Origin of the sequence: Pseudoalteromonas sp. CR1 (assembly GCF_019392235.1) — a bacterium.
GTDB lineage: Bacteria > Pseudomonadota > Gammaproteobacteria > Enterobacterales > Alteromonadaceae > Pseudoalteromonas.
The window spans coordinates 77,254-101,858 of sequence record NZ_JAHXRM010000012.1; the positions used below are offsets into that span (position 1 = coordinate 77,254).

Consider the following 24,605-nt stretch of genomic DNA (forward strand, 5'->3'; position numbering starts at 1 on the left):
AAATAATAAAGGATTAGCTGAGCATGCTTAAATTAACTGTTAATTTGGACGAGCGAAGTTATCCTATTTATATTGGGCAATCTGCACTTCAAGATAATGGCCGTCTAATTCATCATATTGGTGATTGTCGGCCTATCATCATTACTAATGACACAATTGAACCTTTATACTTACAAGGCTTGCTTGATTCATTAGCTGAATTAAACCCTCTTTCCTTTATCATACCTGATGGTGAGCAATACAAGTCGCTTGATTGGTTTGAGAAAATATCTGCATTTTTACTGCAAAATAACTGTGGTCGCGATACTTGCTTAATTGCACTAGGTGGCGGCGTAGTTGGCGATTTAACAGGATTTGTAGCTGCATGTTACCAGCGCGGTGTGCCGTTTATTCAAATACCGACAACACTTTTATCGCAAGTAGACTCATCTGTTGGTGGAAAAACAGCAGTGAACCATCCGTTAGGGAAAAACATGATTGGGGCGTTTTATCAGCCACAAGCTGTTTTTATTGATACTCAGTCTTTGCATACACTACCAAAAAGAGAGTTTGCGGCAGGAATGGCTGAAGTTATCAAGTATGGTTTAATATACGATACCGAGCTATTTGCTTATTTAGAACAAAATGTTGAAAACTTACAGCTGCTAAATGAAACATGCCTACAGCATATTATTTACAGGTGCTGTGAGATTAAAGCGTTAATTGTTGCTGAAGATGAAAAAGAGCAAGGCCTTAGAGCACTACTAAACTTGGGGCATACCTTCGGTCACGCAATTGAGGCCCAAATGGGCTATGGTAAGTGGCTCCATGGTGAAGCTGTTGCTACAGGTATGGTATTAGCTTCTCGGTTGGCTAGTATACGAGGTGACTTAACGCAGCAAAATGTAGAGCGTATAATAGCTGTTATTAAACAGTATAACCTGCCAACTGAAGTGCCTGCTGATATGACGAGCGAGCAATTTTTATTGCATATGCGTAAAGATAAAAAAAATAAAAAAGGGACTATCCGTTTTATTTTACCCACTCAATTTGGTCAATGTGCACTTGTAGATGATGTATCTGACGATCAAGTCCGAGCATTAATCGAGCACTAAATGCAGTCACAAATTTTACCAAGCCGTGCGGCTTTGGTGGATAGAATCGCACTGCAATTTGAATATGGCCAAAACCTCATTGTTTTACTGGGCACATCAGGCTTAGGTAAGAGCTATCTGCTTGAAACCTTTATTACCGATAAATACAACGACTTTAATAAGGCATTTGTACAATCAAGTGCAAAATTAACGGACGCTCAGTTAATGAGCGACCTATTAGAGCAGAGCTTTAACAACCCGTTAGTTGATCATAATTTGAGTTTGTCTGAAAATTTTTATCAGTTACTTAATCAACAACAACCGGGCTCATGTTTGTGGGTTATTGACGGTGGTAGGCACTTATCAGAAGAGTTTTTGATTGAGCTTGAGTTGCTAGCTAAAAATAGTCCAATCACTCTTTATATTATGATTGCCTCAGCTGCAAAACTGCCAGTTGAACATGCAGTTGAAATTCATCTTGAACGGCTCCCCATTCATGAAAGCAAGCAGTTAATGGGGTGGTATTTTGAAAAACTTCCTCATGATGAAGACCCTGTTTTCCAAGCTTTTTTAGCTGAAGCTAACGGTAACCCTAGTTTATTGCTTGCTTGGCAACAAGATGAGTATATTGCTGATATTAAAGTCAAAGATAAAGTATCATGGCGTGTACATTTACTGGTACTGATGTTGCTCATTATGCTTTTAATTATAGGCTTGTTGTATAAATCAGACATGAGTGACTGGTGGCAAAAACATTATGAACAAGGCACCATTGAGGTTGATAGCACTGCTATTCCAGTGAGTCAGGTCACAGCACCATCTAATTTTGAAGACAATACAGCAAGTATGACTGATGTATCAGCCGACACAGAAACAAGCACCAAGCAGAGTGAGCCACCAAAAGTTGAGCTGCAAAGTACAAACGATATACCTGCAATAATGCAAAGCTTAAGTGCTGGAAGTCAGGACAATAATTCAACTAAGTCAAATAGCCCTATAGAGGATGAGCCAGTTGAAGAGTTTCTAGAGGAGAGGCAAACAAGCACTGAAGCAGGTGAATCACCAATGCCGCAGCCTATTGACGGAGCCAGCGTGTGGTACTCTCAGCAAAATGATTCAAATACAGTTATTCAGTTACTTGCAGTCACACAAAAACAAGTTGTAGATGATTTTATAGAAGAATATGCACTTCAATTAACAGCGTACACCTATCAAACACAAAGAAACGGTAAAACATGGTGGGTGGTTACAACAGGCAGTTTTACAAGCATAAGTGATGCGCAGCAAGGTATGAAAAACTTACCTGCTAGTATCTTAAAAAATAAACCGTTTTATAAAAAAATTAGTAAAATAAAACAAGAAATTGCACTACTTGATCAGTAATATAAATCGCTTTAGTGTAAAATCGCGCAACACCAGATTGAAGTAAAGAACCAATGCAGCAAAAGAGTAGAGCCTTCCTTAAATGGGCTGGCGGAAAATACAGTCTCGTTGATGATATTAACGCGCGATTAAACCAAGCAAGTTCGCATGCTGATACCTTGGTTGAACCTTTTGTTGGTGCCGGTTCAGTTTTTTTAAATAGCAATTTTAAGCATTATGTTCTTAACGATATTAATGCTGATTTAATCAACTTGTATAAAGAATTAAGAAATTCACCCGATGAGTTTATTAGTGACGCAAAAAAACTATTCGTTGATTTAAATAACCACCCCGACGCTTACTACGAATACCGAGTTCAATTTAATCAAAGTCGCGATGTATACGAACGGTCAATGCTGTTTTTATACATGAATCGTTTTGGTTACAACGGATTATGCCGTTATAACTTAAAAGGTATTTTTAATGTACCATTTGGTAAATATAAAAAGCCTTATTTTCCTGAAAAAGAAATGTATTTTTTTGCTGAAAAAGCACAGCAAGCGACGTTTACGTGCTTAGGCTACGATGACGTATTTAAATTGGTTCCCAATAACGCGGTTATATACTGCGATCCCCCGTATGTCCCTTTGAGTAAAACGGCTTCGTTTACTTCTTATGCTAAGGGCGGGTTTAATTTAGATGATCAGGCAAATCTAGCTAACTTGGCAGAGAAAGCTGCGTTTGAAAATAACACGCCAGTGCTTATTTCAAATCACGATACTGTATGGACACGAAAAATATATAGCCAAGCGTCTCTTGATCAAATTCAAGTTAAGAGAACGATAAGCCCTAAGGGGGGAACTCGTAACAAAGTCGGTGAGTTAATGGCTATGTACTTACCACTAAAGCAACCACAGCGTAAATTGAAAGCGCAAAAGCGATAAAAAGTATTACCGCAATAGCAATAATTGATGAGATCGAGTGTTCTTGAAAATCGGCACGGCGTTTTTGTTCTGATTGAACACCAAAAAATGCGGCTAGCACACTTTGCAACGCGCTAATAAAGTGCCGCATTGTTTAGAATAAAGGCTTTAAAGAAGGTGTTTTCTTGCTGTCGTCTGAGCTTGTTAATAACTCTAATAAATCTAGGTAATGAAACTGAGCACTGCGGCTATCGCCTGTGATCCAAGAAAACCACGAAGAATCTTCTTCAAGTACATGTAAACAGGGTTTACTTGTCTCTATTTCGTGTGTTGCTTGCGAAGCAAAAGTATTAACCGAGCTTAATTCTTGCCCTGAACTTGGCGTAAAATTGACTACCCCAATCACTAATAATGCTGATGCAATTAATATCCCAATTTTAAAAGCGCGCATGGTTTAAACCTAATATTTTGTTACTTTTTTAAGCATAACAAAAACTGTTCAAATAACAAACTTGTTTCTAATAAAGACGATTAATTAAATTTAAAAATAGCCACTTAACCACTTTAAAAACAGCAGGTTTACGCCTTAGTTGCTTGGGTAACGTCATCAATTGAGTTACATTAACGTAATATTTGACTCATTGGTGAATCTGCTATGTTTAGCCCAGAACAAAAATACTTAATTGCCCCATCAATTCTTTCAGCTGATTTTGCAAAACTTGGTGAAGATGTTGATAACGTTTTAGCCGCCGGCGCAGATGTAGTTCATTTTGATGTAATGGATAATCACTATGTACCAAACTTAACAATTGGGCCGATGGTGTGTAAAGCACTTAGAGATTACGGTATCACCGCGCCAATTGACGTGCATTTAATGGTTAAGCCTGTCGATAGTATCATTCCACAATTTGCTGAGGCGGGGGCATCCATTATTACGTTTCATCCCGAAGCGAGCGAGCATATTGATCGCACTATTCAGTTAATAAAAGATCAGGGCTGTAAAGCGGGTTTAGTATTTAACCCAGCAACAAGTCTTAGTTATTTAGATCATGTGATTGATAAGCTAGATACCATTTTGCTTATGTCAGTAAACCCTGGGTTTGGTGGGCAAAGTTTTATTCCTCACACACTTGAAAAACTAGCGCAGGCAAAGCAGCGTATTGTTGAGTCAGGCCGAAATATTCGACTTGAAGTGGACGGTGGTATCAAGGTAGACAATATTGCTGCAGCAGCTCAAGCAGGTGCAGATATGTTTGTAGCAGGCTCAGCTATTTTCAATCAACCAGACTACAAAGTGGTTATTGATCAAATGCGTAAGCAACTTGAGAGTGTAAAATAATGCAGTATGATGCCGCATTTTTTGATTTAGATGGCACGTTAGTCGATAGTGTATACGACCTCTATATTTCGATTAATTTAACTTTGAGCGATTTAGCATTTCCTATTGTAAGCCAACGCTTGGTCGAAAGCTGGGTTGGTAATGGTATAGACATGCTGGTAAAGCGAGCACTGAGTGGTGATATGCAAGTTAGTGAGCATTTAGATGAATCGCTAACGAATAAAGCCATAGCGCAGTTTCATAAGCATTATGAAGAACAAGTAGGTCAATACAGCGTGCCATACCAACATGTTGAAACAGGACTTGCAGCTCTACGTGGTATGCAAAAAGCATTGATAACTAATAAGTCTCGAATTTTCACAGAAAAGTTACTCGATAAGCTAGCCCTTACCAATCATTTTGAGCTGATTATTTGTGGTGATGATATGGCAAAAAAACCGTCACCTGAGCCATTATTATTTGCGTGTAAAAAGTTAAATATTGAGCCTGCTAAAGCAATAATGATTGGCGATTCTAAAAGCGATATACTTGCTGCAAAAGCGGCGGGTATTGATGTAATAGCAGTAGGCTATGGTTATAATCAAGGTGAAAACCTTGCTGATTATAATCCACAGTACCTATGCGATAACTTCTTAGATATAATACCTGTTCTAACGCAGCGTTAAATATTAATAATTAAGTAAATAAAGGAAAATCATGAGTAAACCAGTAGTTTTAAGCGGCATTCAGCCAACCGGTGGTATGACAATAGGCAACTATGTTGGCGCTATTAACCAGTGGCTAAAGTTACAGGAAGATCACGAAAGTTTCTTTATGTTGGTTGACTTGCATGCTATCACCGTTCGCCAAGAGCCTGAATTATTACGCTCTCGTGTACTAGATGGTGTTGCGTTGTATGCTGCGTGCGGTATCGACCCTGAAAAGTCAGCGTTATTTGTTCAGTCTCAAGTGCCAGAGCATGCGCAGTTAGCGTGGGTGCTTAATTGTTATGCGCAAATGGGTGAACTTAACCGCATGACACAGTTTAAAGATAAGTCGTCAAAGCATGCTAACAATGTAAACGTGGGCTTATTTTCGTACCCAGTATTACAAGCAGCTGATATCTTACTTTATCAAGCCGATCAGGTGCCGGTAGGCGAAGATCAAAAACAACACTTAGAGCTAACGCGTGACATAGCGACGCGCTTTAATAACTTATACGGTGACGTTTTTAAGCTGCCTGAGCCATATATTCCAGAATTTGGCGCACGTGTAATGAGCTTGCAAGATCCACTCAAAAAAATGTCTAAGTCTGATGAAAATCCAAATGGCTACATTATGTTGTTAGATGAGCCTAAAAAGATTGAGAAAAAGCTTAAAAAAGCAGTAACCGATTCAGATGAGCAAGCACGTATTTACTTTGACCGAACTGAAAAGCCAGGCGTATCAAACTTACTTACTTTATTAAGCGTGGCGACTAAGCGCTCAATAGAAGACTTAGTACCAGAGTTTGAAGGTAAAATGTATGGTCACCTTAAAAAAGATACAGCCGATGCAGTAGTAAGCATGATTGAACCAATTCAAGCACGGTTTAAAGAAATTCGTGAAGATCAAAACTTACTTGATAACATAATGAAATCGGGTGCTGAAAAAGCAAGCGTACGTGCAGAGAAAACGCTAAAATCGGTATACGATGCGTTAGGGTTTATTCCACGCGGATAGGTTTATTGAAATAAAAATGCCGCTTATTAGCGGCATTTTTCATATGGCACATATCAACATGATAGACCCAAATAAAAACAGTAGTGATACTGCTAATTTGTCTGTTTTATCCATTATTAGGCTCCTTTTGCAGTAATTTCTTGTGCGTTATTAATGCTCACTAAAGAAACGTTGTAGCCTTTATTTTCAAGTAATGTAAGCAAGCTATCTTGGCCTACAAGGTGTCCAGCCCCAACTAGTACAAACTCACTGCTATCGTTATTAAACATTGCCTCTATTTTTGGTAACCAATTATTATTTCTATCTTTAAGTAGCTGCTTGTAGCTTTCTGGGTCATTTTTCTGAATATTTTCAACCGCTACCTTGTTTAGTGCGTCGGTATCACCTTCTCGCCATGCAGCTAATAACCCTTTAAACATATCATTAAAATTATTTAGGTCTGCTAGGTTACGCTTAATAAAGTCATTTTCGTTACCTTGACCCATTGTTTTAAATAACTCTAACTGAAACTCCATTGTTTCTAAGTAGTTTTTTGTTTTGTTGTCTTTAGTCGCTTTTTTCGTATAGTAAGCATCAACACCTTCACCCAGTAAGTTTTGTTTTTGCAGTTCCATCGACATTAAAACGATACCCACCATGGCTGGGCGAAAACCATCTAACTTATCGAGGTTAGCGCCAAACTCACTCAGTTTATTTTCAAGTGAAGCTTTAACCTCAGGCTCTAACTTTTCGCTTAACGTTTCATTATTTGTATATGAAAGCGCGCCAAGCATTTGCATTTGAGCATTAGTATCAGCTGGGTCTGGTACTGGCGCTTCAAAAACAATTGTATCGGCTTGTTCATAAGCATGATTAAACTCAACAGGTAATGGCATCTCAGCTTTAGGCAAAATATGTACAGTACCGCCAATAAATAACGAGTCATTCCCTTTGCTTACTTGCCATACAGAGCTTTGTGCATGTGCTGTATTTGCTACCAAGCTACAACCAAGTAAAACGCTGGCAGACACTAATTTTTTTGTAAAATTTTTCATGATGATTCCTTAATGTAATTTCTAAATTTATTGTTTTTAGTTAGATAAAATATTGCTGAAATAAGCAGTGATTGACGATGTTACTTTTGAAAGGTTTTTGTCAATTTCTGTGTTTATTTTGCTCATTGAAGAATCAAGTTCAGCTGCTATTTTTTCATCTATTGAAGAAAGCAGTGTTTGCGTATCGACATGAGTTTTTAAAGACTCAGTTGCATTTACTGTGTTAGTTTTTTGCTGCTTTTTGTTAGTTGGTTTGTTTGTTTCTGTATGTTCACCAATTACACACTGCTCAACGCTTTTTTTAAATATGTGTTGTTTAGTATCAACTGCGAAGGCTGATGTAGTATTAAAAGCAGTTACTAGTAGTAGAGTAGATAGACCTTTTTTCATTGTGCTGTTCATAATTAAACCTTTTATATTTTTAATTGCAGCTAATTTAGAATCGCAAATGATTTTTAGTAAGCTGCTTGTTGATGACGGTTTAAAGAATATCGCTGAATTTACTGAGAGTCGCTTATCTAGTTATGAGCAATTAATAGATAAGCTTTTATTGTAAATTAATCCTTTTAATTTAATTGGTTAGAGTTAAACCTTATATTGTTAATATAAGGTTTTAAATGCTTTTTATACAAAATAATGGATACATGTGATACGGTTTATAAAAATAAAAACATGTAAAGACTATGAATTATCAAATCGGACCTTGGCAATTTATTAGTAATCGCTGTGTGATTACTTCAAACAACTTAGAAAGGGAATTAGATCCACTCTTAGTAAAGTTATTACTGCACTTTATAAGTAAGCCTCAACAAATAGTTTCCCGCCAAGCGCTTATTGAAAGTGTATGGCAACAAACTTTCGTAGACGATAATGCGATTAACCGAGCTATCTCAGAGCTAAGAAAACAGCTTGCCCATCCAATTGAAAAAGCACCTCTTTTAAAAACGCACTATCGAAAAGGCTATAGCCTAACGATTATTCCAGAGCATTTATCGCAAGCTAATGACGCTGACAACTACGTACAAGTATTGAATGAGTCATCTGTTTTAAGTTCAAAAAATGTGGATGCTGCAGAAACAACCTCCACTCAACCTTTTAAAAAAAGTAGTTTAAAAAAGCCTATCTTTTATTCTTTATTAGCCATTGTCTGTTTATGTTTTTTTGCATGGTTGGTGTGGCTGTTTGTTAGCACTCCTTCTAAAGATGAAGTTAAACAGATCACGGTAAATAAGGTGGCGAGTACATGGAATATAGGGAGTGAGGTTCATCCTGAGCTATCTTCAGATAAGCAATATTTAGCTTATACCAATGTTGAACCTGAACAGGATTTTAATCGTGCATTTGTTAAACGTCTTTCTGATCAACGAGAAGTGGAAATTACATACCCTGGTTTTCAGGTATCTATTTTGTCGTGGCAGCTAAACCAACAGGCTGTGCTACTACAAGCTACAAACTTAAAGCAGCAGCAATGCGAAATGGTATTGGTTGATTTAAGCCAGTTTCCACTTGTTGGGAATGCTAAACGAATAAAAAAATGTGATCTAAGGTACACAGGTTATGCGCAATTAGATCAAAATGGTGAGTATATATATTATACCGAGTACAAAAATGAACAAGATGGCTCAGGTTTATATAAATTTGACTTAGATTTACAAAAAGAGTCGATTGTTATTCCTCCGCCAGGTGTAATGTATGGCGTAATAATGCCACGCTTATCTCATTCGGGTAATAAAATAGCGTACATATTGAGCCAAAAAGGCCAACCATTTTATGTATTTAGTTACGACTTTACTTCGCGTGAAACTAAGCGATTATTTAAAGCAAAGAGAAGAACAATTAGTTTCGCGTTCGATTGGCTTTCAAATGATAAAGGCGTCATTGTGTTTGAAGATTCAGACCTTTCAACCATTACGTTTGATAAAAATAATATAATTAAACATACACAGACGATTACCCCTGCAATTTCACCTTATTATATTACAGTTCAATCTGCTAATAGCCTGTTTTACTCAGCAAATAAAACACAAGCATTTTCATTAATTAAAGCAACAGATACCTTTGGCGATAATCCAGTTTATGAATCTTTGTATAAAAGTGATAATGATGACTACAGCATTGTTGAAGTAATAAATAAAGCAGGACCAGCGCATGTTTTTGTATCAGAGCGTTCTGGTAGTAGCCAATTATGGATTGCTCAAAATGGACTAACTAAGCAACTTAGTTTTTTTAATTACGATGACGTCTCATCTGCCTATAGGTTAAGAGGGTTAAAAGTATCTCCTAATAAGGAACGTATATTATTAATAAAAAATAAGCGCTTTTCACTTTATGACGTAAATACTCAAAAATTCTATCCGTTGGAAATGTTGAGTGGGCGTAAAATAGAGAGTTATATTTGGTCAAAAAACAACGAAAGTATTATTTATATTGAGCAGCTTGATTCAAAAAATAGAGTTGTTGAGCTGAACTTGCTAACCCGTGATACCCGCGTAATAGAAGACATTAAAGCTAATAAACTCATTTCAGATAGTGAAGGTAACCCCTACGCAATTAGCCTTGATCAGTTGATTCGTTTCGCGGATAAGCAAAGCTGGGCATTACCTAAAAATGCTAGAAAGGCGAATGTATATGGAATTAGTAAAGACTATTTCTATTATTCAGACTCTATTTCAAGAATCGCTAGGTTAAATTTAAAAGATGACAGCGTGCAAGATACTCACGTTGATTTTCGGCCTATCGCTTTTGAAGTAAGCTCAGATAACGAAATTTTATTTACGGGTGCAAAGTACAAAGATATGCAAATTATACAAATTAGTTGGGATGAATAGCGAAGTTTATAAAGGACTAACAGTCGGGCGCTAAATATAAAAAAGCACCAAACAGTTAAACTGCTTGGTGCTTTTTATAATCTATATTAAAGCAATGGCTTTAGGTAATGCCCGGTGTGCGAGCGCTCACATTCAGCTACGTCTTCAGGCGTACCTGCAATAAGTATTTCACCGCCGCCAGCGCCTCCCTCAGGACCTAAATCAACCACCCAGTCTGCGGTTTTAACCACATCTAAGTTATGCTCAATAACTACGATGGTATTACCATGATCGCGCAGGCGATGTAGTACAACAAGTAGCTGTTCAATATCGGCAAAGTGAAGGCCGGTTGTTGGCTCATCAAGTATGTACAGTGTTTTACCTGTATCGCGTTTAGAAAGCTCGCGGGCAAGTTTTACACGCTGAGCTTCACCACCTGAGAGTGTGGTAGCGGCTTGTCCTAAACGCACATACGATAAACCAACATCCATTAGCGTTTTAAGTTTACGTGCTATTGCAGGTATTTTATCAAAGTAGTCATGCGCGTCTTCAACAGTCATTTCTAGTACTTGGTGAATGTTTTTACCCTTGTATTGTACTTCTAGGGTTTCGCGGTTGTAGCGCTGCCCTTTACACACATCACATGGTACATATACATCAGGTAAAAAGTGCATTTCTACCTTAATTACGCCATCACCTTGGCAGGCTTCACAGCGTCCACCTTTAACGTTAAAGCTAAAGCGACCCACTTTGTACCCGCGAGAGCGTGACTCTTGTGTACCGGCAAATAGCTCACGAATGCCTGTAAAAATACCGGTGTACGTCGCAGGGTTTGAACGCGGCGTACGTCCAATTGGGCTTTGGTCAATATCAATTACTTTATCAAAATGATCAAGGCCACTAATTGATTTATACGGTGCTGCTTCTGCTGTAGTTGCGCCGTTTAATTCAGTATGCGCAAGTTTAAATAACGTATCGTTTATAAGTGTTGATTTACCAGAGCCCGATACACCGGTAATACACGTCATTAACCCAAATGGAATTTTCAAATCGACATTTTTAAGGTTGTTACCGGTCGCGCCAAATAGCTCAAGCCATTTATCGCCGGTTGGATTACGCTCTTTTGGTACTTCTATTTTGCGCACGCCAGATAAAAACTGGCCAGTTACCGAGTCTTTAGTGGCTAGAATATCGTCGCGTGTACCTTGTGCAATAATATGCCCACCGTGAACACCTGCACCTGGGCCAATATCAATAATATGATCGGCGGCACGAATAGCATCTTCATCATGTTCAACAACAATAACGGTGTTTCCTAGGTCGCGCAAATGCACTAATGTTTGCAGTAGGCGGTCGTTATCGCGTTGGTGTAAACCAATTGATGGTTCATCCAATACGTACATTACCCCTACAAGGCCTGCACCAATCTGACTGGCTAAACGAATACGCTGCGCTTCACCACCAGAAAGGGTATCGGCACTGCGCTCAAGCGATAAGTAATTAAGACCAACATTGATTAAAAACGATAAACGGTCGCGAATTTCTTTTAAGATTTTTTCTGCTATTTGGGCTCTTTGGCCACTTAACGATAGGCTTTCAAAAAAGTCCATCGCTTCGCCAATGCTCATAGTAGTAATAGCAGGCAGGTTTGTTTGACCTATAAATACGTGACGTGCTTCTTGGCGTAAACGCGAACCATGACAACTAGGGCACGCTTGGCTAGTTTGATATTTAGCGAGCTCTTCGCGTACAGAGTTTGACTCAGTTTCGCGATAGCGACGGTTCATGTTGTTTAACACGCCTTCAAACTCGTGGTTGCGTGTTATTAAATCGCCTCTGTCGTTACGGTAATTAAAAGCAATTTTAGTTTGCCCTGAGCCCTCTAAAATAATTTTCTGAGAGTCTATAGCTAGCTTTTCAAACGGTACATCTAAATCAAATTTATAATGCTCGGCGACCGCTTGAAGCATTTGAAAGTAGTAAAAACTGCGCTTATCCCATCCTTTTATAGCACCACCGGCCAAGCTTAGCTCAGGGTTATGTACTACGCGGTTAGGATCAAAATATTGACGTACGCCTAAACCGTCACAGCTTTGACACGCACCGGCAGGGTTATTAAACGAAAATAAACGAGGTTCTAATTCAGTCATTGCATAGCCACAGGTAGGGCAGGCAAAGTTGGCTGAAAACAGCATTTCCTCTATCGTGCTATCGTCCATGTAAGCTACATTTGCCACACCACCCGACATTTCGAGCGCTGTTTCAAATGACTCGGCTAAACGCTGTTGTTGGCCATCTTTTACTTTAAAGCGGTCAACTACTACTTCAATAGTGTGCTTTTTGTGAAGTTCAAGTGTTGGCGGATCTGATAGGTCGCATACTTCGCCATCTATTCGTGCTCGTATATAACCTTGACTTGCTAGTTGCTCAAGCAGCTTAACATGCTCACCTTTACGCTCTTTTACTACCGGTGCCAAAAGCATTAGCTTAGTGCCTTCAGGCAGTGCTAAAACGGTATCAACCATTTGGCTAATTGTTTGTGCGGCTAAAGGTAAATCATGTGTAGGACAACGAGGTTCGCCCACGCGAGCAAACATTAAACGTAAGTAATCGTATATTTCGGTAATGGTACCCACGGTAGAGCGTGGATTATGTGAGGTTGATTTTTGCTCAATAGAAATGGCAGGAGATAGGCCTTCAATATGATCAACATCGGGCTTTTCCATCAAGGATAAAAACTGTCTTGCATACGCAGAAAGTGATTCAACATACCGGCGTTGCCCTTCAGCGTACAAAGTATCAAATGCAAGTGATGACTTTCCCGAACCAGATAGGCCTGTGATAACAATTAATTTATCACGTGGGATGGTTAGGCTGATGTCTTTTAAATTGTGCGTACGGGCGCCTCGGACTTCAATGTTTTCCATGCTATCTCGTTAATTACCAAAATTATTTACTGAGTATCTCATAATACGCTGCAATATTAATCCTTGATCATGAAAAATCCTTAGCTTTAAGCGATTAATTATTGCCAAGCTTGTGATAGAATCCTTGCCTAATTTTTTCACATCGTAAGATTTTGCTGATAATGACTGCATCTTCACTTAATTCACGAGAAAAGCGCGCCGCTGTATCGCTAGCGAGTGTGTTTGCATTTAGAATGCTCGGCTTATTTATGCTGATGCCGGTATTAGCGATTTATGGCCAGTCGCTTGACGGCTTTTCACCGATTTGGATTGGTTTTGCTATTGGTGCGTATGGCTTAACACAGGCGGTATTGCAAATACCTATGGGTCGTTTGTCAGACAAAATAGGCCGTAAAAAAGTTATTATTGGTGGTTTAGTTGTGTTTGCTATCGGCTCAGTCATAGCCGCATTGGCTGAATCTATCCAAATGGTCACTGTAGGGCGTGCCTTACAAGGTATGGGCGCTATTGCTAGTGCATTACTGGCTTTTGCCAGCGACTTAAGTCGCGACGAACAACGCCCTAAAGTAATGGCTGTAATTGGTATGAGCATAGGCATGAGCTTTGCCTTTGCGATGTTATTAGGCCCAATTGTTGCCGCTTCGTGGGGTGTAGCTGGGGTATTTTGGTTAACAGCAATACTTGCCGTGCTCGGTATTGGTATTATTTTATTTTTAGTGCCAAACGCAGTAAATAAAGCGCCCAAAGGGGATACCTTGGCAAGCTTTAGCGATATTAAAAAACTGATTAAACATCCAGAGTTATCACGTTTAAATGCAGGCGTATTATTACTGCATTTAACATTAACCACTATTTTTGTGGTACTACCAAGCCAGCTGATAAAAGAAGGTTTGGCGGCAGAGCAACATTGGTATTTGTATATTCCGGTCTTGTTTTTGGCATTTTTATTAATGGTACCTATTATGATTGTGGCCATTAAAAAAGAAAAAGAAAAGCAAGCGTTTATCGGTTCTGTAGCGCTGTTAACAGTCAGTATGCTGGCCATGTCAGTATGGATTAATAGTGTGGTAGGTATTGCTATATGTATGTTGCTTTATTTTGTCGCATTTAACTTTTTAGAAGCCACAATGCCAGCGCTTGTATCGCGTATAGCCCCTGCTAACCAAAAAGGATCAGCCATGGGGGGATACTCGTCTAGCCAGTTTTTAGGTGCCTTTTTGGGCGGGGTGTTAGGTGGTTATATTGCTCAAACTACAACAACGCAAGCTGTGTTTGCGGCAGCAGCACTTGTTGGGTTAATATGGCTTGTTGTTGCGTGGAAAATGCAAGTACCACCCAAAAGTAAAGTTATTAGTTTAATGACCAAATTAAGTTCTGAGGAGCATGCCCAAACATTGGCTTCTCAGTTAGTTGCTTTACCAGGTGTAATAGAAGCAACAGTAGTGCGCGATGAAAGCCGTAGCTACTTAAAGATTAATGATAAAGAATTTGACCTAGATCAAGCACGTAAAGTAGCTGGTTTAATCTAACGTTTATAGGAGATGGTTCCATGGCACGCGGTGTGAACAAAGTAATTTTGGTTGGTAATTTAGGACAAGATCCTGAAGTTCGTTACATGCCTAATGGCAATGGTGTAGCAAATATTACCTTAGCAACGTCAGACAGCTATAAAGATAAAAACACTGGCCAAATGGTTGATAAAACTGAATGGCACCGTGTTGTGTTTTTTGGAAAGCTGGCTGAAATTGTTGGTGAGTATTGTCGTAAAGGCTCACAAATTTACGTTGAAGGTAAACTTCAAACACGTAAATGGACCGACCAACAAGGCCAAGAAAAATACACCACAGAAATTGTTGTTGATGGCTTCACGGGTCAAATGCAAATGCTAGGCGCTCGCGGTGGCGATCAGCAAGGTGGTGGTGGCTATCAAGGTAATCAAGGCGGCCAACAAGGTGGCGGTTACCAAAATAATCAGCAAGGCGGTGGCTATGGTCAAAACAATCAAGGTCAAAACAGCCAGCAAGGTGGATATGCACCACAACAGCAAGCTGCACCTGCTGCACAGCCTCAATCAGCACCGGCTCCACAGCAAAGTAATCAGTATCAGCCACAAAATGGCGGTTTTGCTCCACAGCAAAATAGTGCGCCACAGCAGCAAGGTGGTTTTGCACCTAAGCCGCAAAATGCACCACAGGGCGGCGCATCAAATCCAATGGAACCAACTATAGATTTTGATGACGACATTCCGTTCTAATTCAAGACAAAATTTAGAATGTTGAAAAACTATTGAAGACCGCTACTTAGCGGTCTTTTTGTTCTATAGGGTTATTATACCAATCCGCAATAATACCTAATCATTTTGTGTGGCTAAACATGTTGCTACTTGCGTTAAAAATTTGTTATTTAGAATAGCTAAATACCAAAATGCTTGTCTTGTTATCGACAATGTTTTACTGCCTATAAATAGAACACTCAAGTAAGCGAATTGGTTTAAAAGTAGCGATTAGCTTACTTACGATTTTATATTTAAAGTTGATTAGCTACCTTGTACTTATGGCTTTTTTGAACAACACTTCAGTTATTAATATAACGTTTGGGTGAGCTATGTTTAAGGGGCGCTATTGGTTATCAAATCATTTAAAACCTGTATGTTTGGCCTTGCTTATTATCTTGCTGATTGGTTTTAATTTTATATTAAGTAATGCATTACATTTAAAAATATATAGAGCTGGGCACCAGCTTGTAAAGCAAGTGTATGAATTGCAATTAAATGCGCCATTAGATCAAAAAACTTTAGCTGTTTTAGTTAAAAGCAATGGATTTACGCTTTCAGCGGAGCCGTCTTCTGGGCATTTTAAAAACCTTGTAAAGCCAGAGCTTAAAGTGTTTTCGTATAAAACGTTAAATTTAGGCCTTTATCACCCTCCTGTCTGGATAATGGAAAGCTACCTCTTCATTTTACTCAACCTTATTGTTTTAGGAGCTGCAAGCTCGCTTTATCGCTGGGGAAACGCAGTTAATTTAAAACAATTGAAACAACTCAATAGTCAGCCTAAGGAGTTAAAATTACCAAGTGACACGTGCGATAGGGTAGATATAGTTAAAACCGTTAAAAGCGATGAACTAGGGTCGCTCTATGCAGCGGCTGAGCAGTATCATAGTTTATTTATTTTAGTGAGTTGGGATTGCGAGTTTGATAAAAATACTGACTTAGAAACAAGCTTTAAAGTATTAATACTTAAAAGCGTTCCTGAAATAAAAAAAATTGCTGTGAAAGTCATTAATCCTGAACAACTAACCATTACACTCTACAATGTGCCTATCGCTGAGCTTGATCGTTATACTGAACGTCTATACAAAATTATTTTTAATGTGTGTCAAAGCCATCAGAAAAATACGACTCGTAAACATGTTAAGTTAGGTGCATGTAACTTTCGCTTAGGTGCCGATCAATCCAAGGTATTGCAAATAGCAAAAGCGGCTTTAACGCTTTCTCAAAATAGTATGTTATTGCACCGTCATCGATTAGCACTGAGCAAAAGCCAAGAAGTGTTATTTTGTAATGAGCAGGTTATTAACAATATTAAAAAGAATAAGTTTATGCTTTCTTTTCAGCCTGTGTTCGATTTGATTAGTGGCGATATTATTCAGCATGAGGCATTAATAAGAGTAAGGCACGACATGCATGGTTTGCTGGCGGCTCAGTATTTCATTAATCAAGTTGAGAGTAAAAATGACGCGCTAATACTCGATAAAGCGGTGTTATCGCAAATACTCACTCTGGTAATGGCTGAAAAGTCACCATTAAGCGTTAGCATTAATATGCACCCTAACAATTGGCTTAACGAAGAGTTTTGGAGCTGGTTAAGCACACAAATGGATAGGCTGAATTTAAGCTGCCAATTACAGTTTGAAATGAGTGAAGCTTTTTTTTGCAACAACAAAGATGCGTTAGCAAATACGTTAAATATAATAAAAAAACACAGATCTAATATTATTATTGATAATGTAAAAACGAGTGAAAACATTCCTCTGCTTATTCACTGTGAAGAGGTAATAGGCTTAAAGCTAAGTTACGATCTAGTGCACTTAGTCAATGAAAAATCGCATAATCAAAAATGCATCAAAAACATTGTTAATGCAGGAAAAATGTTAAACCTTCCTGTTTATGCGGTAGGAGTAGAAACTCAAAAAGAACTTATTATGCTTACACAACTAGGTGTCGCGGGCGCGCAAGGCTTTTATTTTTCGGAACCTTTACAAGAGCTAACTCAGGCTGTTTTTCATTGATGTACTTTAGCTTTTTAATTAAACCCTACGCATTGGGTGCTCGACTGAAAAAGTATGCTTAAATAAGTTTTCTGTACTTAAGCCCTTCTAATCCTTGTAAGCCGCCGGTATGAACTGCAATTATTTTACTGCCAAAAGGAAAGTAATCTTGCTCTATTAACTGCCACAGAGCGTACAGCATTTTACCACTATAAATAGGCTCTAGCGGTAGATTGTGTGTAGTGCTCATATGTTGGCAAAACGCCCATAACTCAGGAGTGAATTTACCATAGCCACCGCCATGAAAATCGCAAAGCAATTGCCAGTTAGTTTGTGACCTTGCTTTAGCGCTTAGCTTACGGACTTCCTCTATTAAATATTGTGCTTGCTTTAAAACTGCAATTCCTATTATTTGTGTTGTTACATTACTGCCCTCAATAAGGCCCGCAAGCGTTCCACCACTACCTGTAGGGCATACTAAGTAATCGTGTTTTGGTAAACTTTGTGCAAGCTCTGCGCAGCCTGGTATTGCATAGGTATTTGTGCCACCTTCAGCAAGAAAATACGCATTGGGGAATTTTGTTCTAAGGTCTGCGAGGTATTGCGCATCGTTTCGCAACTTATATTCAATACGGTTAACAACATGAAGCTGCATGCCACACTGCTGTGCAAATTGGATGGTTGGGTTGCTTTGATCTAAATTAGGCCCGCGAATAATCCCATGCGTTGTTAAACCAAACATTTTTCCCGCTGCAGCGCACGCATGTATATGATTTGAAAATGCGCCACCAAATGTAAGCAACTCGGTTTTATTCTGGGACTGCATTTGTATTAAATTATATTTTAGTTTTCGCCACTTATTCCCGTTTATTAAAGGGTGGAGCAGATCATCTCGCTTTACTAATAGCTCAATGCCTTTACCTTTTAACCACGGATCATCGATTTTTTGCGTAATAGTGGTTTCATTTATTTCGAAAGATGCAGGCATTTTTTCTCAATTAAAAGGATAAATAATAAAATACACGGCTAATTTTATAGCTTATAAATAGAAGGGGCTATACAAAATTACGATGGATTGTTTTGTGTAACAGTGCATTGATTAAATTTTGAGTAGCTAGATTGGTTAACATGTTTTAAAGTTAACCAATTGTAAAGGGAGTTTAGTTATGAAAAAACAATTTAAGAAAACAATACTTATAAAAAAACAGATTGGCTTTTCGTTACTGCAGCTAATAATTGTTATTGTCACTTTTGGGGCGTTAGCTGTTTATTTTGCCCCGCGCTTTTTAAACCTTCAAGGGGAAGCACACGCATCCATCCTTGAAACACTGCAAGTATCAATTCAAGCTGAAATAAGCGTTGTACATGGAAAAGCCATTATTAAAAACCTCCATAATAAAGCAAATGCCAGTATCGAGCTTGATTCAGGAAAAATGGTTGATATTGTTTATGGCTATCCTGCTGCAACTGAGGCCGCTTTTAGGGTGTTTTTAGATACTAAATTTGCAACTGAACACACTGGGGATTTTAATATTACGAATAGCCCACAAGCTGCTAAAGCTATTATTTACCCCAACAGTTATTCTGCAGTGGATAATTGCCGTATTGAATATGTTGAAGCTAAAAACAACACGAAACAAAATGTAATTACTGCGCCCGCTTTAAGCGTATTTATGTCTGAGTGTTAGTGCAAAAAATAAGTGTTTATAAGTTTGCTAGTTTATTTGATAACGTAATTTTTAATGGTTAACGATTAAATAACGCAAATACGCTAGGTTTAATACAAAGTGATACTCAACGGTGATGAATAACCTAAAATAAAATAGTTTCACTGTTAAGTATAAGTTTATGAATTTAAGTAAGATCTAAGCCGTGTTTTACAATTTATTGGCTTTAGAGTAAATGATCAGGTTATTTACTAGCGTGAAACGGGCGAATAGTTGTAAACTAAGATAATAATTGAACAAAGCTTGTGTTTTGCGCTGCAAGTACATAGCATAAGACTTTAATTATAAAAAAATAATAACGACCAAATAATTGCCGCTTTTTGGGACTGGAATATATGCGAATTACTCCTTTATCTCTGTTAATTACAGCTAGTTTGTTAGCAAGTAGTGCATTTGCACAAGACACAGCTACCGTAACTGGAATTGAGTCAGAGATTAGTGTTAAACAGACAGAATACGATAACTCGACAAGAATACTTGATAAACATTTAAAAGAAGAAAGTCAGTTACAAAATCAATTAGAGCTACTTCGTTCTCGTTCAACTGAGCTAGACAAAGAAAAAAACCAAGCGCTCGACGCGATGAACGAAATGTATCGCCGTTTAATTGATGATCCATCAATAAACATTACAAGCGCTCAATCTCGCTATCAACAGGCGGTAGTTGATCACAAGCAAAATAAAGATGATATCTCTATGCAGTTGGCGGCAATTGCATCCCACCGAAAAGATATTGAGCAAATTAGAGTTGCTAAGCACACTTTACTAAATACTTTAGAAAGCCTGAAAGAGCAGTTAACAACGGCTCGTGTAGAGCGCTTGCGTAACGAGTTTACGCGTGAAGGTACGCTTGAGGTTAACCATACAATAAATTGTAAGCGCACAGAAACACTTGCGGCGTGTGAGCAACGTGGTCAGCAAATGGGGTTACAAAAAGCAACCAAACGCTTTGTAGACCAAATTTTTGCAAACTTAACAGAAGAACGCATCGTTGAACCAAAACGCAATTTAGCTGGTGCGCAAGTACAAATTTTAAGTAGCCATGTAGTGAGTAGTGCATTTAGCGGCCAAGGTAATTATAACGTTAACTTAAGCGTTTCAATGCGCGGTGAAGTTAATAGCAGCCGTTTATGTAACTTATTAAGTATAGATAACCGCTATTGTTCAGAATACGGTTCACCCCTTAATACCGCTTACCAGCCAACTTATGGCACAACGTATACGGATAGTCAGTTAACATTCAGCAATAGCGCGGATAATAACAGTGCAGTTTCGGTATCGCGCTTAAACAATCAGCCTGTACGCGATTATTCTGTTAAGCAGCCAGTACAATCTAAACCTGATTACACGGTTGTTGAACAAAAAAAAGATCAGTCGGTAGAGCTAACACTTCGCTCTAACGTTTACGACGATGAAGTGTTTATTAATGGTGTGAGCTTTGGTTCTACACGCTTAATTACGCGTTTACCAAAAGGTGTGCACGAAATTGAAATTCGTAAGTTAGGCTACAAGCCTTACCAAGCACGTGTAAACCTAAATAAAGCGCAAACAATTAATGCTAACTTAGTAAAAAAGCCTAAGTCGATTGCTGCACCGACCTATACTCGCGAGCAACCAGAAACACAAACACGTAGAGTAAGCAAAAATGTTAACGTTTTAAACGCAAATGTAGAAACACCTGTTGTGGTAATTCCTGCTGGCAAATTTAAAATGGGTGATATTAATGGTAACGGATTGGCTAATGAGCGCCCAGTTATTGAAAAAGCCATTGCTAACTCATTTGCTATGCAAAGCAAGGAAGTAACAGTAGGCGACTATGAAAAGTTTGTTGCTAATACAGCGTATAAAACAGAAGCAGAAATAAATAAAGGCTGTGCATATTATTTAAATGGCGAGCCAGTATGGGAGGCTGCTTTAAATTGGCGCAATCCTGGTTTTGAACAAGGCAGTGATTTTCCGGCTGTATGTTTAACTTACAACGATGCAAAAGCATATGCTGAGTGGTTATCGGGCCAGACAGGTCAGCAGTTTCGTTTACCTAGCGAAGTTGAATGGGAATATGCAGCTCGTGCAGGTACAGAAACTGAGTACCCTTGGGGTAACGAAATTGGTAAAAACTTAGCTAACTGTGGTTGGTGTGGTAGTGAATGGTCAAATAAGCGTGCTGCACCCGTGGGGTCTTTTTCTCCAAACGCGTTTGGACTTTACGATACGGTAGGTAACGTATGGGAATGGACCAATAAAAAATCAGGTCAATCGGATGTTGCCGTAAGAGGTGGGGCATGGAACTTTGCACCAAGTCTTGCGCGTGTATCAACACGACTAATCTTAGCGCCTGATTTTAGATCAAACTACATTGGTTTTCGCTTAGTTCGCGAGAGATAAACTTTATAAGGAAGCATTGCTTCCTTTTTTAACAAATTCACAAAGGCACCACACTTTATATTGCTCATCAAAATAGGCATGTTAAAGTGAGGCAGCTAATATAAGAACGTATTTCAAAGGTCATCCAGCCTCATGTTTAAAAAACTCCGTGGTATTTTTTCTAACGATCTATCGATCGACTTGGGTACAGCCAATACCCTAATTTATGTAAAAGAAGAAGGTATTGTTCTAAACGAACCTTCAGTTGTTGCTATCCGCCAAGAGCGTGCTGGTGGCCCTAAAAGTGTTGCATCGGTAGGTACCGAAGCAAAACAAATGCTAGGTCGTACGCCGGGTAATATTAAAGCAATCCGCCCAATGAAAGACGGCGTAATTGCTGACTTTTATGTAACAGAAAAAATGTTACAACACTTTATCAAGCAAGTGCATAACAATAACTTTATGCGCCCAAGTCCGCGCGTGCTTATTTGTGTACCGTGCGGTGCAACGCAAGTAGAAAAACGTGCAATCCGCGAATCGGCAATGGGCGCTGGCGCCCGTGAAGTTTACTTAATTGAAGAACCAATGGCTGCGGCAATTGGTGCAGGTTTACCAGTATCAGAAGCAACAGGCTCCATGGTTGTTGATATTGGTGGTGGTACAACTGAAGTTGCCATTATTTCACTAAATGGTGTGGTTTACTCATCATCAGTACGTATTGGTGGCGATAAATTTGACGAAGCGATTATTAACTATGTGCGCCGTAATTTTGGTAGCTTAATTGGTGAAGCAACCGCTGAAAATATTAAGCACCAAATTGGGTCTGCGTTTAAAACAGACGAGCCAATTGAAATTGAAGTACGTGGCCGTAATCTAGCTGAAGGTGTTCCACGTTCATTTACGCTTAACTCACACGAAATTTTAGAAGCCCTTCAAGAGCCACTAATGGGAATTGTAAGCGCAGTGATGGTTGCCCTTGAACAGTCGCCACCAGAGCTTGCGTCAGATATTTCTGCACACGGTATGGTACTTACTGGCGGTGGTGCACTATTAAAAGATTTAGATCGTTTACTAATGGAAGAAACAGGTATCCCTGTTGTTGTAGCCGATGACCCACTAACGTGTGTAGCACGTGGCGGCGGTAAAGCATTAGAAATGATTGATGTTCACGGTGGTGACGTTTTTAGTTACGACTAATGAAATTAATGTTCGGGCGCACTGTCTCTTTGCAACTGCGACTTTTTGTCGCAGTGCTTTTGAGTATCGTACTCATAGCTGGAGACCGTTACACAGAAGGTGGAACCGTTGTGCGCACCAGTTTAAATACGTTGGTTAGCCCGCTTATTTATGTTGCCAACTTACCTTATGAGTTATTTAGCATTGGCGCTAAAAGCTTACACACTCGCGATCAACTTCTCACTGAAAATGAAGCACTGAAAAAAAAGCAAATGCTACAAAGTGAGCAGTTGCAACAGTATCAGTTTTTAGCCAGAGAAAACCAAAAGTTGCGCGCATTACTTGGCTCATCAGCAAAACAATCTAACCGTAAAATTATTGCGCAAGTACTTTCTGTTCACTCAAACCCCTACAGTCATCAAGTTGTTATTAACCGTGGCACCACCGACGGCCTTAGTGAAGGCCAAGCTGTAATAGATGAAATGGGAGTGGTAGGGCAGCTGACAAAAGTAGGCTCCACTACATCGCGCGTACTACTGATGACCGACACAACTCATGCAACACCGGTGCGTATACTTAGAAACGACGTGCGAACCGTCGTTGAAGGCATTGGTAAAATTAATGTAGTTAAGCTTTCGCATGTGCCTCATAGTTTAGATGTACGTATTGGTGATGTATTGGTGACTTCTGGGTTAGGTGGCACATTTCCTGAGGGGTATCCGGTGGCGATAGTCACAGAAATTAACCGCGATGAAGGCCGCCCATTTGCACAAGTATTTGCAGAGCCAATCGCGCTGCTCGACCGAATTCGCTTGCTGGTTATTTTATGGCGCAACCAACAGGAGCAAATAAACGATGATTAACCGTTATTCATTGTTAATTGCGCTGAGCATATTTTTTGCCTTAATAATGGCGCTAATGCCGCTGCCATTCTCGTTTGAACCATTCAGACCGGATTGGGTCTTATTAGTACTTATGTATTGGTCATTAGCCGTGCCACATCGGTTAAATATTGGTACTGCTTGGGTTGTAGGTTTACTCATTGATTTAGCGTCAGGCTCACCTTTAGGTGTTAACTCGCTGACATTTTCGGTTTGTATATTTATTACCGCAAGCAACTTTCAAAAAATTCGTAACTTCTCGCTTTGGCAGCAAAGTTTGTTAATTGGTTTGTTTTTAACGCTTTATCATTTAATGCAGTTTTGGCTAAACCATTTTTTGCTTGGTGTTTACTTTAACCCACAATATTTATGGCCAGTATTTACTGGCATGGTAAGTTGGTTTTGGGTGTTTTTATTACTTCGTAAGTACCGCAGACATTTTAGGATCAGATAATGAATACTGCCGTATATCTGGCATCAGCTTCTCCTCGTCGAAAAGAGCTACTTGCCCAATTGGGTATTGAATTTTCTCAATTTAGCGTTGATGCAGACGAAAGTCAGCTTCCCAATGAACTCCCTCATGATTACGTAGAGCGTTTAGCACGCCTTAAAGCGCGTTCAGGTGTTGAACTTGGTTACACAGACCGGCCAGTGCTTGGTAGTGATACGGTTGTTGTTATTGGTAATGAATCATTATGTAAGCCATGCGATGAAGCCGATTTTACTCATACACTAAAGCGCTTGTCTGGAAATACACATCAGGTACTAACTGCGATTGCTTTTGCAACCAAAGATAAAGTACTTAGCCAAGTTGTCAGTACCGACGTCACATTTAAAAAACTGAGCGATGAAGAGATCAAAGCCTATTGGCAAAGTGGTGAGCCACAAGATAAAGCGGGTGGTTATGGCATTCAGGGGTTAGGTGGTCGCTTTGTTACACATATTTCAGGTAGCTATTTTAGTGTTGTCGGCTTACCTTTATATGAGACTGAACAATTATTACACGCATTTTTGAGAGGGTAG

22 protein-coding genes are annotated in these 24,605 nt (G+C 39.1%); 16 read left to right on the top strand and 6 right to left on the bottom strand.

Annotated features, from left to right (window positions below; translation table 11 throughout):
* The first annotated feature begins 23 nt into the window (after positions 1-23).
* Genes aroB through KZZ04_RS11905 form a run of 3 tightly spaced genes read left to right on the top strand, consistent with a single transcriptional unit; the run spans position 24 to position 3,379 of the window.
* A complete protein-coding gene (gene aroB / locus KZZ04_RS11895) occupies positions 24-1,094 on the top strand; it encodes a 3-dehydroquinate synthase (RefSeq protein ID WP_219422821.1) in 1,071 nt (356 codons plus the stop codon).
* Entirely contained in the window at positions 1,095-2,456 is a 1,362-nt protein-coding gene (locus KZZ04_RS11900) for an SPOR domain-containing protein (RefSeq protein WP_219422823.1), read from the top strand. It abuts the gene before it with no gap.
* A 53-nt stretch (positions 2,457-2,509) separates the two neighbouring features.
* Complete coding sequence (locus KZZ04_RS11905) at positions 2,510-3,379, top strand: Dam family site-specific DNA-(adenine-N6)-methyltransferase (protein WP_219422824.1); 870 nt, start codon at positions 2,510-2,512, stop codon at positions 3,377-3,379.
* On the opposite strand, the gene KZZ04_RS11910 is transcribed toward KZZ04_RS11905, so the two are convergent.
* Both KZZ04_RS11910 and KZZ04_RS11915 read right to left on the bottom strand, forming a co-directional pair.
* Complete coding sequence (locus KZZ04_RS11910) at positions 3,324-3,509, bottom strand: DUF2970 domain-containing protein (protein ID WP_058403846.1); 186 nt, start codon at positions 3,507-3,509, stop codon at positions 3,324-3,326. The two genes, KZZ04_RS11905 and KZZ04_RS11910, sit on opposite strands and share 56 nt — an antisense overlap.
* Positions 3,510-3,512: 3 nt before the next feature.
* On the bottom strand, positions 3,513-3,809 hold the full coding sequence (locus KZZ04_RS11915; protein ID WP_058403845.1) for a hypothetical protein: 297 nt from the start codon (positions 3,807-3,809) through the stop codon (positions 3,513-3,515).
* Positions 3,810-4,013: 204 nt separating this feature from the next.
* Between KZZ04_RS11915 and rpe the strand changes: the two genes are divergently transcribed.
* The 3 genes from rpe to trpS are packed head-to-tail and all read left to right on the top strand — an operon-like array spanning position 4,014 to position 6,398.
* Positions 4,014-4,697, top strand: a complete 684-nt coding sequence (rpe, locus tag KZZ04_RS11920; protein WP_138529511.1) for a ribulose-phosphate 3-epimerase — start codon at positions 4,014-4,016, stop codon at positions 4,695-4,697.
* Positions 4,697-5,362: a phosphoglycolate phosphatase gene (locus KZZ04_RS11925; RefSeq protein WP_219422825.1), complete on the top strand. Its 666-nt coding sequence runs from the start codon at positions 4,697-4,699 to the stop codon at positions 5,360-5,362. Before rpe ends, KZZ04_RS11925 begins: the two co-directional genes overlap by 1 nt.
* 31 nt (positions 5,363-5,393) lie before the next feature.
* The gene (trpS, locus tag KZZ04_RS11930; RefSeq protein WP_006793110.1) at positions 5,394-6,398 is read left to right on the top strand and encodes a tryptophan--tRNA ligase; all 1,005 of its coding nucleotides are present in this window, start codon (positions 5,394-5,396) and stop codon (positions 6,396-6,398) included.
* 116 nt (positions 6,399-6,514) lie between these two features.
* On the opposite strand, the gene KZZ04_RS11935 is transcribed toward trpS, so the two are convergent.
* Both KZZ04_RS11935 and KZZ04_RS11940 read right to left on the bottom strand, forming a co-directional pair.
* Positions 6,515-7,432, bottom strand: a complete 918-nt coding sequence (locus tag KZZ04_RS11935; RefSeq protein WP_058403842.1) for a TraB/GumN family protein — start codon at positions 7,430-7,432, stop codon at positions 6,515-6,517.
* Positions 7,433-7,468: 36 nt separating this feature from the next.
* Complete coding sequence (locus KZZ04_RS11940; RefSeq protein ID WP_219422826.1) at positions 7,469-7,834, bottom strand: hypothetical protein; 366 nt, start codon at positions 7,832-7,834, stop codon at positions 7,469-7,471.
* Positions 7,835-8,115: 281 nt separating this feature from the next.
* Here KZZ04_RS11940 and KZZ04_RS11945 point away from each other — a divergent pair, with 281 nt between their 5' ends.
* Positions 8,116-10,260, top strand: a complete 2,145-nt coding sequence (locus KZZ04_RS11945; RefSeq protein WP_219422827.1) for a helix-turn-helix domain-containing protein — start codon at positions 8,116-8,118, stop codon at positions 10,258-10,260.
* Positions 10,261-10,346: 86 nt separating this feature from the next.
* On the opposite strand, the gene uvrA is transcribed toward KZZ04_RS11945, so the two are convergent.
* Positions 10,347-13,166: an excinuclease ABC subunit UvrA gene (gene uvrA, locus KZZ04_RS11950; protein ID WP_138529503.1), complete on the bottom strand. Its 2,820-nt coding sequence runs from the start codon at positions 13,164-13,166 to the stop codon at positions 10,347-10,349.
* A gap of 161 nt (positions 13,167-13,327) precedes the next feature.
* On the opposite strand from uvrA, the gene KZZ04_RS11955 reads away from it, so the two are divergent.
* From KZZ04_RS11955 to KZZ04_RS11965, 3 genes are all read left to right on the top strand, one after another.
* Positions 13,328-14,695: an MFS transporter gene (locus KZZ04_RS11955; RefSeq protein WP_058403838.1), complete on the top strand. Its 1,368-nt coding sequence runs from the start codon at positions 13,328-13,330 to the stop codon at positions 14,693-14,695.
* A 20-nt stretch (positions 14,696-14,715) separates the two neighbouring features.
* Positions 14,716-15,420: a single-stranded DNA-binding protein gene (gene ssb / locus KZZ04_RS11960; RefSeq protein WP_219422828.1), complete on the top strand. Its 705-nt coding sequence runs from the start codon at positions 14,716-14,718 to the stop codon at positions 15,418-15,420.
* Positions 15,421-15,770: 350 nt separating this feature from the next.
* Entirely contained in the window at positions 15,771-17,456 is a 1,686-nt protein-coding gene (locus KZZ04_RS11965) for an EAL domain-containing protein (protein ID WP_257903618.1), read from the top strand.
* A 58-nt stretch (positions 17,457-17,514) separates the two neighbouring features.
* Here the strand turns inward: KZZ04_RS11965 and KZZ04_RS11970 are convergent, their stop codons facing one another.
* Positions 17,515-18,423, bottom strand: a complete 909-nt coding sequence (locus tag KZZ04_RS11970; protein WP_058404664.1) for a 1-aminocyclopropane-1-carboxylate deaminase/D-cysteine desulfhydrase — start codon at positions 18,421-18,423, stop codon at positions 17,515-17,517.
* A gap of 178 nt (positions 18,424-18,601) precedes the next feature.
* Between KZZ04_RS11970 and KZZ04_RS11975 the strand changes: the two genes are divergently transcribed.
* From KZZ04_RS11975 to KZZ04_RS12000, 6 genes are all read left to right on the top strand, one after another.
* Positions 18,602-19,123, top strand: coding sequence for a type II secretion system protein (locus KZZ04_RS11975; protein WP_219422829.1), 522 nt, complete (start codon positions 18,602-18,604; stop codon positions 19,121-19,123).
* A gap of 374 nt (positions 19,124-19,497) precedes the next feature.
* Entirely contained in the window at positions 19,498-21,546 is a 2,049-nt protein-coding gene (locus KZZ04_RS11980; RefSeq protein WP_219422830.1) for a formylglycine-generating enzyme family protein, read from the top strand.
* A 132-nt stretch (positions 21,547-21,678) separates the two neighbouring features.
* Positions 21,679-22,722: a rod shape-determining protein gene (locus KZZ04_RS11985; RefSeq protein ID WP_002958401.1), complete on the top strand. Its 1,044-nt coding sequence runs from the start codon at positions 21,679-21,681 to the stop codon at positions 22,720-22,722.
* Complete coding sequence (gene mreC / locus KZZ04_RS11990) at positions 22,722-23,564, top strand: rod shape-determining protein MreC (RefSeq protein ID WP_171034610.1); 843 nt, start codon at positions 22,722-22,724, stop codon at positions 23,562-23,564. The genes KZZ04_RS11985 and mreC overlap by 1 nt, the downstream gene beginning before the upstream one ends.
* A complete protein-coding gene (gene mreD, locus KZZ04_RS11995) occupies positions 23,557-24,036 on the top strand; it encodes a rod shape-determining protein MreD (RefSeq protein WP_010555554.1) in 480 nt (159 codons plus the stop codon). The genes mreC and mreD overlap by 8 nt, the downstream gene beginning before the upstream one ends.
* Positions 24,036-24,605, top strand: a complete 570-nt coding sequence (locus KZZ04_RS12000; protein WP_058404661.1) for a nucleoside triphosphate pyrophosphatase — start codon at positions 24,036-24,038, stop codon at positions 24,603-24,605. Before mreD ends, KZZ04_RS12000 begins: the two co-directional genes overlap by 1 nt.

Bases quoted from the DNA above. Each gene is read 5' to 3' on its own strand.
- aroB (WP_219422821.1), top strand. From the start codon at position 24: ATGCTTAAATTAACTGTTAATTTGGACGAGCGAAGTTATCCTATTTAT.
- KZZ04_RS11900 (WP_219422823.1), top strand. From the start codon at position 1,095: ATGCAGTCACAAATTTTACCAAGCCGTGCGGCTTTGGTGGATAGAATC.
- KZZ04_RS11905 (WP_219422824.1), top strand. From the start codon at position 2,510: ATGCAGCAAAAGAGTAGAGCCTTCCTTAAATGGGCTGGCGGAAAATAC.
- KZZ04_RS11910 (WP_058403846.1), bottom strand. From the start codon at position 3,509: ATGCGGCACTTTATTAGCGCGTTGCAAAGTGTGCTAGCCGCATTTTTT.
- KZZ04_RS11915 (WP_058403845.1), bottom strand. From the start codon at position 3,809: ATGCGCGCTTTTAAAATTGGGATATTAATTGCATCAGCATTATTAGTG.
- rpe (WP_138529511.1), top strand. From the start codon at position 4,014: ATGTTTAGCCCAGAACAAAAATACTTAATTGCCCCATCAATTCTTTCA.
- KZZ04_RS11925 (WP_219422825.1), top strand. From the start codon at position 4,697: ATGCAGTATGATGCCGCATTTTTTGATTTAGATGGCACGTTAGTCGAT.
- trpS (WP_006793110.1), top strand. From the start codon at position 5,394: ATGAGTAAACCAGTAGTTTTAAGCGGCATTCAGCCAACCGGTGGTATG.
- KZZ04_RS11935 (WP_058403842.1), bottom strand. From the start codon at position 7,432: ATGAAAAATTTTACAAAAAAATTAGTGTCTGCCAGCGTTTTACTTGGT.
- KZZ04_RS11940 (WP_219422826.1), bottom strand. From the start codon at position 7,834: ATGAACAGCACAATGAAAAAAGGTCTATCTACTCTACTACTAGTAACT.
- KZZ04_RS11945 (WP_219422827.1), top strand. From the start codon at position 8,116: ATGAATTATCAAATCGGACCTTGGCAATTTATTAGTAATCGCTGTGTG.
- uvrA (WP_138529503.1), bottom strand. From the start codon at position 13,166: ATGGAAAACATTGAAGTCCGAGGCGCCCGTACGCACAATTTAAAAGAC.
- KZZ04_RS11955 (WP_058403838.1), top strand. From the start codon at position 13,328: ATGACTGCATCTTCACTTAATTCACGAGAAAAGCGCGCCGCTGTATCG.
- ssb (WP_219422828.1), top strand. From the start codon at position 14,716: ATGGCACGCGGTGTGAACAAAGTAATTTTGGTTGGTAATTTAGGACAA.
- KZZ04_RS11965 (WP_257903618.1), top strand. From the start codon at position 15,771: ATGTTTAAGGGGCGCTATTGGTTATCAAATCATTTAAAACCTGTATGT.
- KZZ04_RS11970 (WP_058404664.1), bottom strand. From the start codon at position 18,423: ATGCCTGCATCTTTCGAAATAAATGAAACCACTATTACGCAAAAAATC.
- KZZ04_RS11975 (WP_219422829.1), top strand. From the start codon at position 18,602: ATGAAAAAACAATTTAAGAAAACAATACTTATAAAAAAACAGATTGGC.
- KZZ04_RS11980 (WP_219422830.1), top strand. From the start codon at position 19,498: ATGCGAATTACTCCTTTATCTCTGTTAATTACAGCTAGTTTGTTAGCA.
- KZZ04_RS11985 (WP_002958401.1), top strand. From the start codon at position 21,679: ATGTTTAAAAAACTCCGTGGTATTTTTTCTAACGATCTATCGATCGAC.
- mreC (WP_171034610.1), top strand. From the start codon at position 22,722: ATGAAATTAATGTTCGGGCGCACTGTCTCTTTGCAACTGCGACTTTTT.
- mreD (WP_010555554.1), top strand. From the start codon at position 23,557: ATGATTAACCGTTATTCATTGTTAATTGCGCTGAGCATATTTTTTGCC.
- KZZ04_RS12000 (WP_058404661.1), top strand. From the start codon at position 24,036: ATGAATACTGCCGTATATCTGGCATCAGCTTCTCCTCGTCGAAAAGAG.